The 13,679-nt window shown below is 66.4% G+C and carries 16 protein-coding genes; 7 read left to right on the forward strand and 9 right to left on the reverse strand.

Annotated features, from left to right (window positions below; all coding sequences use genetic code 11):
• Positions 1–16: 16 nt before the first annotated feature.
• A complete protein-coding gene (locus J0X27_RS07270) occupies positions 17–1,435 on the reverse strand; it encodes an ATP-binding protein (RefSeq protein WP_207271709.1) in 1,419 nt (472 codons plus the stop codon).
• 144 nt (positions 1,436–1,579) lie between these two features.
• Here J0X27_RS07270 and J0X27_RS07275 point away from each other — a divergent pair, with 144 nt between their 5' ends.
• Together J0X27_RS07275 and J0X27_RS07280 are read left to right on the forward strand one after the other, a co-directional pair.
• Positions 1,580–1,951: a universal stress protein gene (locus J0X27_RS07275; protein ID WP_207271710.1), complete on the forward strand. Its 372-nt coding sequence runs from the start codon at positions 1,580–1,582 to the stop codon at positions 1,949–1,951.
• Positions 1,952–1,953: 2 nt separating this feature from the next.
• Positions 1,954–2,526 (forward strand): GNAT family N-acetyltransferase, encoded by a 573-nt coding sequence (locus J0X27_RS07280; protein WP_207271711.1) that lies wholly within the window; start codon positions 1,954–1,956, stop codon positions 2,524–2,526.
• A 22-nt stretch (positions 2,527–2,548) separates the two neighbouring features.
• On the opposite strand, the gene J0X27_RS07285 is transcribed toward J0X27_RS07280, so the two are convergent.
• Positions 2,549–3,007, reverse strand: a complete 459-nt coding sequence (locus J0X27_RS07285; protein ID WP_207271712.1) for a universal stress protein — start codon at positions 3,005–3,007, stop codon at positions 2,549–2,551.
• Positions 3,008–3,123: 116 nt separating this feature from the next.
• Here J0X27_RS07285 and J0X27_RS07290 point away from each other — a divergent pair, with 116 nt between their 5' ends.
• Both J0X27_RS07290 and J0X27_RS07295 read left to right on the forward strand, forming a co-directional pair.
• Positions 3,124–3,585 carry a universal stress protein gene (locus J0X27_RS07290; RefSeq protein ID WP_207271713.1) on the forward strand — a complete coding sequence of 154 codons (462 nt, stop codon included), beginning with the start codon at positions 3,124–3,126 and terminating at the stop codon, positions 3,583–3,585.
• Positions 3,586–3,742: 157 nt separating this feature from the next.
• The gene (locus tag J0X27_RS07295) at positions 3,743–4,933 is read left to right on the forward strand and encodes a DHH family phosphoesterase (RefSeq protein WP_207271714.1); all 1,191 of its coding nucleotides are present in this window, start codon (positions 3,743–3,745) and stop codon (positions 4,931–4,933) included.
• Between the two features lie 361 nt (positions 4,934–5,294).
• On the opposite strand, the gene J0X27_RS07300 is transcribed toward J0X27_RS07295, so the two are convergent.
• The 4 genes from J0X27_RS07300 to J0X27_RS07315 all read right to left on the reverse strand — a co-directional run bounded on the left by J0X27_RS07300 (position 5,295) and on the right by J0X27_RS07315 (position 7,555).
• Positions 5,295–5,990: a hypothetical protein gene (locus J0X27_RS07300; RefSeq protein ID WP_207271715.1), complete on the reverse strand. Its 696-nt coding sequence runs from the start codon at positions 5,988–5,990 to the stop codon at positions 5,295–5,297.
• 120 nt (positions 5,991–6,110) lie between these two features.
• The gene (locus J0X27_RS07305; RefSeq protein ID WP_207271716.1) at positions 6,111–6,548 is read right to left on the reverse strand and encodes a DUF5807 family protein; all 438 of its coding nucleotides are present in this window, start codon (positions 6,546–6,548) and stop codon (positions 6,111–6,113) included.
• A 142-nt stretch (positions 6,549–6,690) separates the two neighbouring features.
• Positions 6,691–7,128, reverse strand: coding sequence for a DUF7112 family protein (locus J0X27_RS07310; protein ID WP_207271717.1), 438 nt, complete (start codon positions 7,126–7,128; stop codon positions 6,691–6,693).
• Positions 7,129–7,159: 31 nt separating this feature from the next.
• Complete coding sequence (locus tag J0X27_RS07315; RefSeq protein WP_097381255.1) at positions 7,160–7,555, reverse strand: 30S ribosomal protein S6e; 396 nt, start codon at positions 7,553–7,555, stop codon at positions 7,160–7,162.
• A gap of 172 nt (positions 7,556–7,727) precedes the next feature.
• Between J0X27_RS07315 and J0X27_RS07320 the strand changes: the two genes are divergently transcribed.
• Positions 7,728–9,053 carry a glycerate kinase type-2 family protein gene (locus tag J0X27_RS07320; RefSeq protein WP_207271718.1) on the forward strand — a complete coding sequence of 442 codons (1,326 nt, stop codon included), beginning with the start codon at positions 7,728–7,730 and terminating at the stop codon, positions 9,051–9,053.
• Positions 9,054–9,097: 44 nt separating this feature from the next.
• On the opposite strand, the gene J0X27_RS07325 is transcribed toward J0X27_RS07320, so the two are convergent.
• Positions 9,098–9,925 (reverse strand): amidohydrolase family protein, encoded by an 828-nt coding sequence (locus J0X27_RS07325; protein WP_207271719.1) that lies wholly within the window; start codon positions 9,923–9,925, stop codon positions 9,098–9,100.
• Positions 9,926–10,112: 187 nt separating this feature from the next.
• Here J0X27_RS07325 and thsA point away from each other — a divergent pair, with 187 nt between their 5' ends.
• Together thsA and J0X27_RS07335 are read left to right on the forward strand one after the other, a co-directional pair.
• Positions 10,113–11,657, forward strand: coding sequence for a thermosome subunit alpha (gene thsA / locus J0X27_RS07330; RefSeq protein WP_207272052.1), 1,545 nt, complete (start codon positions 10,113–10,115; stop codon positions 11,655–11,657).
• A gap of 126 nt (positions 11,658–11,783) precedes the next feature.
• Entirely contained in the window at positions 11,784–12,155 is a 372-nt protein-coding gene (locus J0X27_RS07335) for a HalOD1 output domain-containing protein (RefSeq protein ID WP_207271720.1), read from the forward strand.
• Positions 12,156–12,174: 19 nt separating this feature from the next.
• On the opposite strand, the gene J0X27_RS07340 is transcribed toward J0X27_RS07335, so the two are convergent.
• Positions 12,175–13,014: an SAM hydrolase/SAM-dependent halogenase family protein gene (locus J0X27_RS07340; protein WP_207271721.1), complete on the reverse strand. Its 840-nt coding sequence runs from the start codon at positions 13,012–13,014 to the stop codon at positions 12,175–12,177.
• 61 nt (positions 13,015–13,075) lie between these two features.
• Entirely contained in the window at positions 13,076–13,594 is a 519-nt protein-coding gene (locus J0X27_RS07345; RefSeq protein WP_097381250.1) for a nicotinamide-nucleotide adenylyltransferase, read from the reverse strand.
• Positions 13,595–13,679 lie beyond the last annotated feature (85 nt).

Consider the following 13,679-nt stretch of genomic DNA (forward strand, 5'->3'; position numbering starts at 1 on the left):
CGGACAGGAGACCGTATCAGTGATCGTGATCGTGGTCGTGATCGTGGGAGTGACCGCCGTCACTCGCCTTGTCGAGGTCCCCGCCGGCGACGAGCGCGTCGTGGTCGCCCCCCATCATGTCCATGTTCTTCAGCGTATCCCGCTCCTCGAACTCCTCGACGGCGTCGAGGAGGTCCTCCTGGGTGAGCGTCGTCCGATCCTCGGTCAAGGCCTCGAGCACTGCTTCCCGAAGCACCATCCGGAGGTCGCTGCCGGTCAGCCCCTCGGTGACCTCGGCGATGAGTTGTGGGTCGAACTCGTCGATGTCCATCGTCCGCGTGATGAGCCCGAGGATGTCCGCCCGCATGCCGTGGTCGGGTTTGGGGAAGTTGATGATCTCGTCGAAGCGCCGCCAGGCAGCGTCGTCTAACTGGTCGGGGTGGTTGGTCGCCCCGATGAGCAAGACGTCGTCCTCGATGAGCGAGATGTTGTCGATGCTCTTGAGGAGGGTGTTGACCGCACGCTTGAGCGCGGCGTGTTCGTCGCTGCGACGGGTCTTGGCGACGAAGTCGAACTCGTCGATAAAGAGGATACAGGGCGACAGTCGCTTCGCGACCTCGAAGGTCTTGTCGACGTTTTTCGCCGTTTCGCCCAGGTACTGGCTCGTGATCATCGAGAGTTTGACCTCGACGAAGGGGAGGTCCATGTCCTGTGCCAGCGCCTGTGCCGTGGACGTCTTCCCGGTTCCCGGCGGGCCGACGAACAGCAGTTTCCCGATCTCCCGCAGGCCGATATCGGCGAGATAATCCCGGTGTTCGATCGCCTTCGAGATCTTGTCGAGTTCGTTTTGCTGGTCCTCCGTGAGCACGAGGTCGTCGAGAGACATATCGACCTCCTCGGGCGCGCGGACCTCCACGAGGTCGAGCATCTCCTCGTCGTCTTCCTCGTCGAAGTACTCGTTGAGCAGGCCGTCGATCCAGACGCGGTCGGCCTGAATCGGCCGGTTGCGCTCGCGGGCCTCCTCGTGGGAGACGTCGAACTCGTAGGCCTCGTGGGTCGCGAAGTGTTTCGCCAACGTCGGGTTCTCGAGCAGTCGATTCTCGTCGACGCGCTCGGCGAACCACTCCTCGGCCATGTCTTGCTGGGCGAGGGTGATCGTGCCCGAGAACTCGTCACGCTCGGTGAACATCAGGTCGGCGACGGCCTCCCACGGCCGGTCGACGCCGGTTGCCTCCCGTGCGGTCGTGGTCGTGACCGACAGCGGGCGACTGATCCCGGCGGGTTTGCGGGAACTCCCGTCGCTCTCGTCACCACCTCCGCTTTCGTCGTCGACGCCACCGGTCCAGTAGACCCGGCGGAACGCCGGCGGGAGATCGTTCTCGTCTAGCGTCCGGTCGTCCGAATACACGCTCGTCGTGAGCAGAAACTCCACGACATCGAGCGCCGCATCACTCATTCCGTGGACCTATTCACTACACGTTCTTAACAGCGTCGTCACGCGCAACGTATGCAATTGCGTTCCACCCGCGGGGACGGAAACGGGGGTTCGAACCCGGAAATCGGCACAACCGTTTTCGTGTATCGGCTCACAGTCAGGGGTATGAACGTGTTGCTGGGTCTGGGCGGCAGCGACGAGTCGGTGAAGACGCTCCGACGGACCATCGAGCGGACGCGCGAGGTCGGTGACGAGCTCACCATCGTCGTCGTCGACAAGCCCGAGTCGAAACGCTCACAGGACGAAATGTATCAACAGGCCCTCGATTCGCTCGAGGAGGCAGACATTACCGACGTCGAGGTCGAGAAACTCGAGGGAGATCCCGGAAGCGCACTGGTCAATTACGCCGAGCAAGGCGATTTCGACCAGCTGGTGATCGGCGGCGGTACCCTGAGCCCGATGGGGAAGATTCAGCTCGGCCCGATCACCGAGTTCGTCCTGTTGAACGCACCGACGACGGTCAAACTGGTGCGATAACGATGGCTGGATCGCGTCAGTATCCCGACGAACCGTCCGGTCCGTTCCCCGCACCGCCAACGACGATCGAGGATCGGGAGGGGCGATCGATCGAGATTCGAGCGCCGTCGGCGTTCACCGACGAGACGCTCGGAGACGTCGTCGAGATGTACACCGAGTTCGATCCGACCGACCGCGCACAGGGGATTCCGCCGACCGGCGAGGAGCGTATCCGCAACTGGCTCGAGACGATCGGCGACGACAGCATCAACGTCGTGGCCCGCCACGACGGCGACGTGGTCGCCCACGCGATGCTCGTTCCCGACACCGACGATCCGTCCGCGATCGGCCACGACGCGGACATCGAGTGGGAGCTCGCGATCTTCGTCCTCCAGGCCTACCAGCAGGCCGGTATCGGGACGACGCTGCTCGAGAACCTGCTGGGCCACGCTGCCGAGATCGGAATCCGGCGCGTGTGGCTGACCGTCGAACGCTGGAACAATCCCGCGATCGCCCTCTACGAACGGGTCGGCTTCGAATCGACCGGGACCGAAAGCTTCGAACAGGAGATGGCGATTCGACTCGGGACGGGCTGAGACGGCGAGACTCGCCCAGCGATCAGACCGACAGCACGGGCTGACTCGCGTACGAGAGGACGTACTCGGCGGCCTTCTCGAGGACCTCCGCTTCGGCTCGAGTGACGGGTTCCCTGGGGAGGACGATGAAGTCGGCGTCGATCTCGTCGGCAGTGTCGAGGACGACGTTGCCGGGGTGGCGCGTCTTCCGCGTCTGCGAGAAGCCGTCGTCGACGGAAGTAGTGAGCGAGACGCCCGCATCGGCGGCGATCTTGCCGATGTCGTCGAAAAAGTCCTGTGTGTTCTCTGCGATGTCGGTTTCGTCGACCATGCCGGCGTCTAACCCTCGTACGACGCCGCGCCCGAGAACGAAAAGCGCGTGCACGGAGGCGTCGTAGCGGTCGGCGACGGCGACGGCGTACTCGACGGCGGTGGCGGACTCGTCGCTTCCGTCGACCGGTGCGAGGACGGTGTCGACGGTAAACGGCTCGCTGGCGTCCATACGCGGCAGTGGGTGGCCCGTGACAAAAAAGCCCCCTTCCCGGCGCGAGTGGAGCCCCACTCATCGCGCTTCCGAACAGCGAACAGTATAAGCGACCGCACGCGCAATCCACGGCCATGTTCGATACGGTCGTCGTTGCCACCGACGGGTCCGACAGCGTGAAACGGGCCGTCGACGTCGCACTCGATCTCGCCGACCGGTTCGACGCCGAGGTCCACGCGCTCTCGGTGATCGATGCCAGCGAGGTCGACGCCTCACCCCAGCAGCTCCGGGACGAACTCCGCACCGCCCTCGAGACGACCGCCGACGCCGCGCTGGCTACCGTCGCGGAACGGGCGGACGGGGACGTGACGACTGCGACCCGCGAAGGCCGACCCGCCGTCGAAATCTGTGAGTACGCCCGCGAGGTCGACGCCGACGTCGTCGCGACCGGAACCCGAGGTCGCCACGGGGAGAACCGGCTCCTGCTCGGCAGCGTCGCCGAACGGATCGTCCGCACGTCGCCCGTCCCCGTCCTGACGGTCCGGCAACTCGAGACTGCTGGCGATGGCGAGGACGCGGTCGCTACCGACGCCTGAGACGGTCTGGCGAAACGATTCGTCGGCGAAACCGCGAACCGCCGTGCGGTCGCGCCGACGATGACGGACAGGAGTCCGTCCGACCGCCGGGCGCGGTCGGAGCCGATGGGCTCTCGAGACCGGCGATTACTTCCCCGCCGGTCACTCAGCACGTACCATGTACGACGAACTCATCCGGAGCGACGAACTGTCGCTCGCTCGGAAGTCGGTGCTGCCGGGGACCGGCTTCTTCCTGCCCGATACGCTCGAGGAGGACCTCGAGGACCAGCAGACTGAAGCCGCACTCGAGGGTGCCGAGGCCGCGGTCATCGCGGATCCCGACGCCGACGGCCTGGCCTGCGTCGCGCTGATTCGAGCGGCCTACGACGACGTCCAGAACGTCCCGGAGCCAGACGACGAGGAGCCCGCCGGCCCGGACGAGGGCGACGAACCCCTCGAAGAGCCCGAGCCGACGCCACACGACGTCGCGCTCGTTCCCGCGAGTCCCCACGACGTCGAGGACGCGCTGGCCCGCGTCGCCGAGTACGGCGAGGAGGGAATCGACGTCTTCGTCTGCGACCTCGCGCCGGACCGCTACGAGTACGTCGAGGACGAACTCGACGCGGCGCTCGCGACTGCCGACCGGGTCTCGTGGTACGATCACCACCAGTGGGGCGACGACGTCGCGGCGGCGGTTCGCGACGCGGGCGTCGACCTCGTCGTCGGCGACTCCGAGGAGGAGTGCAGTGCCGACGTCGTCTCCCGCTCGCTCGAGTACGAGTTCGGGCCCATGTACGAGGAACTCGCGGCGGTGACGCGGGATCACGACCTCTGGCTGCGGGAGGATCCCCGCAGCGACGATCTGGCGGACTACGCCTACTGGACCGACCCCGCGGAGTACGTCGAGGTCGTCCGCGAGTACGGCGTCGACCTCCCCGAGTGGGTCACCGACTACATCGCCGAGCGCCGCGTCGAGAAGGAAGCGCTCATCGAGCAGGCGGTCGGCCGGGCGGAACTGCGCGAGATCGGCGGCTACACGGTCGGCATTACCTACGGTCGCTGTTCGCAAAACGAGGTCGCCGAAGCGATGCGCGAGCAGGGGGCCGACGCGTCGGTGATCGTCAAACCTGCCGGCTCGGCCTCGATTCGGGGCACCGACGCGTTCGAACGGTGCCACGAGGTCGCGGGGAAGGTAAACGGCGGCGGCCACCCGAAAGCCGCGGGCTGTAAGCCCGACATCTACGACGACATGCTCGACTACGCGAACCACTGGACGACCCGCGGCGCGGTGACGAAGCAGGTCATCCTCGACGGGTTCCGCGAGGTCGTCGCGGACGAGGACGTCGAGGGCGACGAAAGCGAAAACTGATCGGCTCGCGGAGTACCCCTATTGAATCTCTCTAGCTACGAGAGGGAGAACCCTCGATGCATCACTCCTGCTGGTCGACCGATATGCGGTGGCGCGCGCTGTCGGCGAGGCGCGACCGACGGGAGCGCCTCGAGCGCGAACGGTGAGCGAAGCGAGCCGTAAGCGGACCGGCCGAACGACAGTGAGGACGGTCGAAAATACTGCGCGAGGGATGAGCGAACGGCAGTGAGCGAATCGGCTGGGGAGGGCGTGGCTCCTCCGTGCTGCCACGCTCGCAGAACACTCGTGACAAACCTCCGTGGGAACACAACGTAAAGAGGGCGACCACCGCGATTCCGCTACTGTGGGCCCGAAACGTCGCTTACCCTCGAGACGCGAAGTACCGCATCACGAGCTGTAACACGTGGACGAAGACGCCGGCGACGGCGATGTAGACGCCGATGGTCTGGAGCGCGATCGACGCGGTCCGCTCGTCCCGGACCTTCCAGATCTCCCAGCCCAGTCGCAGCAGAAAGCCCAGGAAGATCAGGACGAAGCCGGCGATCAGGACTGGCGCGTAGAACGTCCCGACGGCGACGGCGACGACCCCGCCGATGAAGGCGTAGTTGGCGTACGACCCCCAGTGTTCGAACGTCGTCGAGCGGGCGTAGACGTAGGCGGCGATGAGCGCCGTCAGCACCGCGACGACGACCGCCGTCACGGCGAGGACAGTCAGTTGGGACTCCCGCGGCACGAACCGAAGCGCGCCGGCTCCGAAGACCCCGAAGGCCAGTTGGAGGATCACCATTCCGACGAACGCAACCCCGGTATCGCCGCCGGAGACGCCCCGCTCGGCGACCAGTTGGCCGGCCATGATCGCCGCGCCGTAGGCCAGCGCGCCGACGATAGGGAACGCGAAGAGGTAGTCGTTGACCGCCGCCAGCGGCGTCGTCGCGAGGGCGTACATCACCGCGACGTTGATCGCCATTAGGAGGCTCGCGCCGCCGATCACACGCGCTTCGCGACTCGAGAGACCGAACCCGCGACCGGTCTCGGACGGGGTTTCGGTCGAACTCATTCCGTGTGGGTACGCGAGTCTCGTCCAAAAGCGGACGGCCGACAGGTGACGGTATCAGCCGGGGTGAGAGTCATCGATCGCGAAACGACGGCGTTCTCGGAGCAGTGTTCGAACGGCTGCTTACTGTGTCGCCGCTTCGGAGACGTTCCACCGGTCCGAGAACGCCGTCCCGCAGGTGCACTGTGCATACGCGTGAACGACGGCACCGTCGGCGTAGATCCCGCCGACCTCCTCGTTCTGTCCCTCGGCGAAGGCGAAGACGAACTGGGTCGTGTGGGGTTCCCCGTCGCCGGCATCCGGACACTGCCCGCCCGTGAGATCCTCGGCGATCGCCCCCTCGTTGCTCATCGCGGACTTGGCGAACTCCATCGCACCGGTTCCGGTCGCCGCCTGGAAGGCGTTGCGCCCGCGCTCGCCGTCGACCACGATCAGCGTGCCGTCGTCGACGCGGTCGCCGAACTGCTCGAGTCGCTCGTCCGAGACGTAGGAATCGGCCAGAAACAACGCGACATCGTCGAGCCGCTCGCCCGCCAGAAACGCCGCACGTGGGTCACTCATGGAGTCGGATTCGCGCTCGAGGTGGAAAAAGGACAGTATTCGCGTCCCCTTCCGCGAGACGAACGCGATCGTGTCGCCGATCCCGTACACGAGCGCGCCCGGCTATCACCACCGTCGCTGTCGGAACCAGGGGGCGACGAACCTACTGGTCCTCGAGGTTCTTCGCGATCTCGCTCAGGCTCCCGCTTGGGGGTTCGTGGGCGTCGTAGTAGGTCGTCTCGCCGGGCGCGCGAACGCCGTAGAGGAACTCCGGTTCGACGACGTCGATCAGCACCGACCCGCCCGCCGGGACCTCCTGTGTCGCGGTCCACTCGGCGAGTCGATCGGTGCCGCCGCTGGGATCGCGGGCCAGATCCGGGGTGTCGTAGATCCCCGGAATCGCCAGATCCTCGCCCGTCAGCGCTCGTTCGACCCGCGCGAACCGTTCCGTCCCCTCGAGGACGATCCGGACGACCTCGTCGGTCGGAAACGCCGAGCGGTCGTCGGCCGGGACCTCGAGTTTGACGCCCGTGGCCGTCTCCGTACACGTCGATCGGACCGTTTCCACCGAGGGATGGTCACTCGCAATTCTGTCAGTCATTGAAAACGAATCGGAGGGATGTCGACGCGACTTACTCGTCGCCGTCGTCGCTGAGCAGTTCGTCGACGTCGGTGCTGCCGCGGTCGACGATCGAGGCGTTGATCTGTGCGACGGCAGCCGACACTTCGCGGCCGCGGACGGTGATCCGACGGCGTTCACCGTCTCGGGACGGCTTGTAGCCCGTTTGCTCTTCTTTCATCAGCACTTCCTTCAGGTTCGGCCCCGCGACCTCGTCGGTAAGCGGGCGACCCGCCTCGTCGGAGCCGCCGGTGATCTCGAGCGTGTAGCCGTCGAGTCCGACGGCACCGCCGTCGACCTCCTCGCCGATCGACTTGCCGATAAAGCGGTTCGCGTCCTGTTCTTCCGCCTCGAGCTGATGGGCCAACCCCGAATCGGGGTCGCCGACAACGACAGTGAAACTTGCCATGCCCGACGGAAGACGGCCGTCGCTCAAAAGATCATCGATCCCAGCGAACGGGCGTCGACGAGCGGATCGACCGCCAAACCCGTGCAGAGAGCCGGTTGCTCGAGGAACCCGTTCGCAACGAATCACGTCTCGAACCCGCGAGTTTTACTCGGTCCCGGCAGTCCACTCGAGTATGATCGAGGACCGGGATCGCCTCGCATCGAGCGAAGCCCGCGAACTCGCACTCGACTGTCTCGAAACCGGAATCGAGGCGGGCCATCCGCGAACGGTCGTTCGCGAGGCCGTGGCGCTCGAGGGCGACGCCCTCCGCGTCGGCGACGCGGCGTACGACCGCCGCGAGTACGAGGAGATCGTCGTCCTCGGCGGCGGCAACGCGGGGGCACACGTCGCCGTCGCGCTCGAGGAAATCCTGGGCGACCGGATCGACCGAGGCGTCGTCGTCACGGACGATCCCGTCGAGACCGATCGCGTGACCGTTCGCGAGGGCGACCACCCGGTGCCGAGCGAACGGGGTGTCGACGCCACGCGCGAACTGCTCGAGACGGCCGATGCGGTCGACGAGGACACGCTCGTCCTCGCGGCGATCACCGGCGGCGGCAGCGCGCTCATGCCCGCGCCCGCGGGTGGAGTGTCGCTCGCGGACCTCCAGTCGACCACGGACGGCTTGCTCGCCAGCGGGGCCGACATCCACGAGATCAACGCGGTCCGCAAGCACCTCTCCGCGCTGAAGGGGGGCCAACTGGCGCGTCGTCTCGCCCCCGGGACGGTCGCCTCGTTGGTCCTGAGCGACGTCGTCGGAAACGATCCGAGCGTGATCGCCAGCGGCCCCGTCGCGCCCGACGAATCGACGTTCGAGGACGCCCTCGCGGTTCTCGAGCGGTACCGGATCGACGCGCCCGACGCCGTCGTCGACCGCCTCGAGCGCGGCACGGCCGGCGAGATCGCCGAGACACCAAGTCCCGACGATCCCGCGTTCGACACCGTCTCGAACCACGTCGTCGCCGATGGCATGACCGTCCTCGAGGCGGCACGCGAGACGGCAGCCGACCGGGGCTACGAGACGCTCGTGCTCTCCTCGCGCGTTCGGGGAGAGGCCCGCGAGGCGGCCACGACACACGTCGCCGTCGCCGAGGAGGCGCTGGCGACGGGCACGCCGATCTCGCCGCCGGCCGTGATCCTCTCGGGGGGCGAGACGACGGTGACGGTCCGGGGCGACGGGGCGGGCGGTCCCAACCAGGAGTTCGCGACGAGCGCGGCGCTCGCACTCGAGAACGGGGGCAGGATCACTGTCGCCGCGGTCGACACCGACGGGATCGACGGGGCGACCGACGCGGCCGGCGCGCTCGTCGACGGGGCGACCGTCGCGGACCCCGACGACGCTCGCGTGGCCCTCGCCGAAAACGACGTCTATCCGTATCTCGCGTCCCGCGACGCCCTCCTACTCACGGGGCCGACCGGGACGAACCTGAACGATCTCCGGGTGCTGGTCGTCCGGTAGTGTCCGAATCGAACGCCTCGAGATCCCATCCGGGTGACGCGGCCCTACGGCCCCGAATCAGGGGTGAGCACGTCGATCACGCGACAGGCGTTCTTGGAGAAGGCGCGGCGGAGCAGATCCTCCGAGACGTCGAGCGTGAGGATCTCCATGACTGCGACGTTCGGGTGGCAGGCGGGCGCGCCGCTCCCGAAAAAGACGCGATCGGGGTGTTCGAAGAGCGCCCGCTCGAGTTGTTCGCGGTAGCGGACGAAACTCGTCTCGAGGTAGCAGTCGTCGTACACCCCGAGGAGGTCGATCATCTCGTTCATCAGCGGCTGGTTCAGCGGATGGCCGCCAAAGCGACCGACGACGACGGGGAACGAGCGACCGAGCAACAGCGACGCGAGCGTTTCGGGTGGCGCGTCGACGCCGCCGCGGACGATCACCGGCAGGTCGACGTCCTCGAGGGCGGCGAGGACGTCGTCGTCGGGATAGCCGTCGACGGTGGGGTCGAGAACGAATCCGTGAAACCGATCGTCGTAGGCGTACTTTTCGATGTCGCTAGGAGAGGTGTGGTGGTCCGTTCGCTGGCGAACGGCGTTCCGGAGGCGTCCGGTCGCGTTCCGGCCCGGGGTCTGGGTGCCGTTGATCCGTGCGAAGGCGACGAACGGACGGTCGACGCTGCGTCTGGCGACGCCGTTGTTCGGCGCGACGTAACTCGTCCCCGCTCGTGAGGGCGGAAAGACGATGGATCTGGTAATGCCCGCCTGATGCATCTCCCGCTCGAGGCGATCCGGCGTGATCGTCAGTCCGCGGGAGGTGTCGCTGTCGTCGATCGGCGACAACCGCACCGAGACGTCGACGACGCGAAATCGGTGTTCCAGTTCCAGCATCCACTGGGCTGTTTCGCGTCGACCCATATTTCCCTACTGGCCCCGCCGACCACCGGCCTGGTGATAGTTCACACGGACAATCGCAAGACGGAGCGGCGGTAGGAGGGAAAGAATTATATAGAAGTGCTGACGACATGGTTAGTGAGGATCAACGATGGCACAACAGCGACGCATGGGTGGGCAGCCCATGTTCATTATGAGCGAGGACAGTCAACGAACGCAGGGTCGGGACGCGCAGTCGTCCAACATCATGGCCGGCAAGGCAGTCGCCGAGTCGGTACGGACGACACTCGGCCCCCGCGGCATGGACAAGATGCTCGTCGACTCCGGCGGGGACGTCGTCATCACGAACGACGGGGCGACCATCCTCAACGAGATGGACATCGAGCATCCCGCCGCCCAGATGATCGTCGAGGTCGCCGACACCCAAGAGGAGGAGGTCGGCGACGGAACGACGACCGCAGCGGTGCTCGCCGGCAACCTGCTCGGCGAGGCCGAGGACCTCATCGAGCAGGACGTCCACGCGACGACGATCGTCGAGGGCTACCACGAAGCCAGCGAGATCGCCCTCGAGGCGATCGCCGAGCAGGTCGACGAGGCCGACGTCGACGACGAGATTCTCCGCCAGGTCGCCGAGTCGAGCATGACCGGCAAGGGAACCGGCGGACTCACGGCCGAGACGCTGGCCGAGACGGTGGTCGACGCGATCCAGCACGTCGACACTGACGAGGGCGTCGCACGCGACAACGTCACCGTCCACACGGAGGTCGGTGCCTCCTCGAACGCGACCGAACTCGTCCCCGGCATCATCGTCGACGAAGAGCCCGCCCACGACGGCATGCCAAGCGAGGTCGAAGACGCGTCGATCGCCATTCTGGACGTCGAACTCGACATCCAGACGGGCGACGTCGACGCCGAGTACGCCATCGACTCGATCGACCAGCTCAACGCCGCGATCGACGCCGAGGAAGGCGAACTGCAGGGCTACGCCGAGACCGTCGCCGACAGCGGGGCCGACGTCGTCTTCACCACCGAAGACGTCGCCGACCGCGTCGCCAACGCCCTCGCCAACGAGGGCATCCTCGTCTTCGAGGGACTGGGCGACAGCGACGCCCGACAGGTCGCCGCCGCGACCGGCGCACGCCGCGTCGGTGACCTCGACGATCTCGAGGAATCCGACTTCGGCTCGGCCGACCGGATCCACACCGAATCCTTCGGCGGCGACGATCTCGCGTTCGTCGAAGGCGGTGCGGCCGCCGAGACGGTCACCGTCTTCGTCCGCGGGGGCACCGAGCACGTCGTCGACGAACTCGAGCGCGCTATCGGTGACGCACTCGACGTCGTCGCGACCGCACTCGAGTCCGGCGAGGTCGTTCCCGGTGCCGGCGCGACCGAGATCGCGATCGCCGACAAGATCCGCGAGGAGGCCGCCGGTATCGAGGGTCGCAAACAGCTCGCCGTGACGGCCTTCGCCGACGCGGTCGACATCGTCCCACGGACGCTCGCGGCCAACACCGGCCGCGATCCCATCGACGTACTCGTGGACCTTCGTGCCGCCCACGACTCCGAGGGTCGAGCCGGTCTGATCACCAAGGGCGACGAGGTCACGATCGACGATCCCTTCGAGTACGGCGTCGTCGATCCTGCCGACGTCAAACGCGAAGCCATCGAGAGCGCGACCGAAGCCGCCACGATGATCGCCCGCATCGACGACGTCATCGCCGCCGAATAACGTCGCTGTTCGCGGCATCGACCCCGAATACCGCCTTTTTTGTCGACGGGAACCCGAATCCCCCAGCAGCGGCTATATCGACTAGCCATCACTGTTAAGTGTTAACACACGGTAGTCAGATCCATTATGTCCGGAACCGCTCCGCGAGAGACACTGACGCCGATCGCCGACACCAACGGTCGCACGGTCTACTACGACGACGACCGTGGCACCTACCACACGTGGTGCGACGACGGTGCCTACGAACCGGTGAGTACGGCACTCCTCATGACCGTCTCGTCGGTACTGGGGGTCGAACCCGACGACCTCGAGGCGCTCTCGGAGTGCGTCGAACCGGACGCGCTGAACGCCCTCTTCGGTCACTGGCGCGGTGACGAACCCCGCGTCGGTGACGGGTCGATCTCCTTTCGGTTCTCACAGTGTGCCGTGACGGTGCGTGCGGACGGCGAAATCGAGATCGATCCGCCACAGCGATCCATCGTCCCGGCCGATAGGTGACGGCCCCGACCGGCCCGAGTCAGTCGAGGGTCGGGCTGGCGGGCTCGAGGACGACCCGATCGCCGGGCACGAGGCCGAAGGCCTCGTCGCCACGCCCCCGATTGACGTCGAGTTCGACGGAGCCGTGGCTCCCGACGGTCGCGAGTCGGTCTCCGACGGGGACGGCTGCGAACGTCTCGCCCACCGGAACGGTGGCCCCGTTCGCGACGACCCGTTCCCGTCCGTCGAGATACGAGCCCGGAACGTTCGTGATGACGTTACCGAAGCCGTCGACCACCACCACCTCGCCCGTCGCTCGCTCGTTCTCGATGGTGGCCCGGGGAAACTCGAGATCGACGCCCACTGATCCCGACTCGAGCCACTCGAGGGAATCGAGTGCGTCGATATCGGCCTCGTGAACGCCGGCGGCGGCGGGTGCGAAGACGTCCCGTCCGTGGAACGTGTTGCTCGCCAGTGGCCGATCCGTCGCCGACTCGCGGACGGATTCTACGGCCATCGTCGGTTCGACGGGGCCGAGCGTCCGCTCGTCGATCACGAACGTGTCGAGTCGATCCGCCCCGCCTGCGAGCCGCCGCGCTGCAGGGAGCAAAACGCCGTTGTCCGGGCCCACGAGCAGGTGCCCACCGGCACGGAGAACGATTCCCTTCCGGTCGGTTCCGACGCCGGGATCGACGACGACGAGATGGGTCGCAGGCGGGAAGTACGGCAAGACCTCTCGAAGCCAGAACGCGGCCGTCCGGACGTCTTGCCGGGGGAAATCGTGTGCGACATCGACCAATCTGGCGTCCGTTCGCTGCAACAAGACGCCCTTCATCGCCGCCGGATACGGCGTGCCGAAATCGGACGCGAGGGTGATCATGGTCGCCGTACGGGACGATCGGTGAAAATCGATACGCCTCGGCATCGCCGAGGATGGACCGCTACTCCCCGTTCGAGTCCGAGTCGCTGACCATCTGGATGCGCTCGAGGCCGTCGATCTCGTCGACGACTTCGACGACGGCATCGGGGACGAGCGACTCCCAGTCGCCATCGTTGATCATCCGCTCGCGGACCTCCGACCCCTCGAGGACCTCTCGGTTGAACATCGGCGACTGGCGGATGTCGATATCGGCCTCACGAAAGAGTTGGATCACCAGTGGATTGTTCGAGTAGGCGACATCGAAGTCGGGACTCATGCTCTGGACGTGGCTCACCCACACCGAGTTTCGCTCGAGGTCCTCGATCGGGACCGCGTACGTGACGAGATCGTAATCGACGAGCGATTTCGTGATCATCATGATCCGTTCGCCCGCAGTAAACGGGTTCCGAACGGTATGCGAGTCGTCGGCGCTGCCGATCCCGAGGACGAGTTCGTCGACGTCCGCGGCGATCTGTTCGACCATGCTCCGGTGGCCATTGTGAAAGGGCTGAAACCGACCGATGTAGAACCCCCGAGTCATGCCGGACACTGTACGGGCACAGCGCTTAAGCGTGGCGAGTTTCCGAGGAACCGCGATGTCGACGCATCGTTCGTGTCCGGACATG

The sequence above is a fragment of the Natrinema longum genome, assembly GCF_017352095.1.
GTDB lineage: Archaea > Halobacteriota > Halobacteria > Halobacteriales > Natrialbaceae > Natrinema > Natrinema longum.

What these genes read in the sequence shown, in the direction of transcription:
- J0X27_RS07270 (WP_207271709.1), bottom strand. Translation starts at nt 1,435, where the DNA reads ATGAGTGATGCGGCGCTCGATGTCGTGGAGTTTCTGCTCACGACGAGC.
- J0X27_RS07275 (WP_207271710.1), top strand. Translation starts at nt 1,580, where the DNA reads ATGAACGTGTTGCTGGGTCTGGGCGGCAGCGACGAGTCGGTGAAGACG.
- J0X27_RS07280 (WP_207271711.1), top strand. Translation starts at nt 1,954, where the DNA reads ATGGCTGGATCGCGTCAGTATCCCGACGAACCGTCCGGTCCGTTCCCC.
- J0X27_RS07285 (WP_207271712.1), bottom strand. Translation starts at nt 3,007, where the DNA reads ATGGACGCCAGCGAGCCGTTTACCGTCGACACCGTCCTCGCACCGGTC.
- J0X27_RS07290 (WP_207271713.1), top strand. Translation starts at nt 3,124, where the DNA reads ATGTTCGATACGGTCGTCGTTGCCACCGACGGGTCCGACAGCGTGAAA.
- J0X27_RS07295 (WP_207271714.1), top strand. Translation starts at nt 3,743, where the DNA reads ATGTACGACGAACTCATCCGGAGCGACGAACTGTCGCTCGCTCGGAAG.
- J0X27_RS07300 (WP_207271715.1), bottom strand. Translation starts at nt 5,990, where the DNA reads ATGAGTTCGACCGAAACCCCGTCCGAGACCGGTCGCGGGTTCGGTCTC.
- J0X27_RS07305 (WP_207271716.1), bottom strand. Translation starts at nt 6,548, where the DNA reads ATGAGTGACCCACGTGCGGCGTTTCTGGCGGGCGAGCGGCTCGACGAT.
- J0X27_RS07310 (WP_207271717.1), bottom strand. Translation starts at nt 7,128, where the DNA reads ATGACTGACAGAATTGCGAGTGACCATCCCTCGGTGGAAACGGTCCGA.
- J0X27_RS07315 (WP_097381255.1), bottom strand. Translation starts at nt 7,555, where the DNA reads ATGGCAAGTTTCACTGTCGTTGTCGGCGACCCCGATTCGGGGTTGGCC.
- J0X27_RS07320 (WP_207271718.1), top strand. Translation starts at nt 7,728, where the DNA reads ATGATCGAGGACCGGGATCGCCTCGCATCGAGCGAAGCCCGCGAACTC.
- J0X27_RS07325 (WP_207271719.1), bottom strand. Translation starts at nt 9,925, where the DNA reads ATGCTGGAACTGGAACACCGATTTCGCGTCGTCGACGTCTCGGTGCGG.
- thsA (WP_207272052.1), top strand. Translation starts at nt 10,113, where the DNA reads ATGTTCATTATGAGCGAGGACAGTCAACGAACGCAGGGTCGGGACGCG.
- J0X27_RS07335 (WP_207271720.1), top strand. Translation starts at nt 11,784, where the DNA reads ATGTCCGGAACCGCTCCGCGAGAGACACTGACGCCGATCGCCGACACC.
- J0X27_RS07340 (WP_207271721.1), bottom strand. Translation starts at nt 13,014, where the DNA reads ATGATCACCCTCGCGTCCGATTTCGGCACGCCGTATCCGGCGGCGATG.
- J0X27_RS07345 (WP_097381250.1), bottom strand. Translation starts at nt 13,594, where the DNA reads ATGACTCGGGGGTTCTACATCGGTCGGTTTCAGCCCTTTCACAATGGC.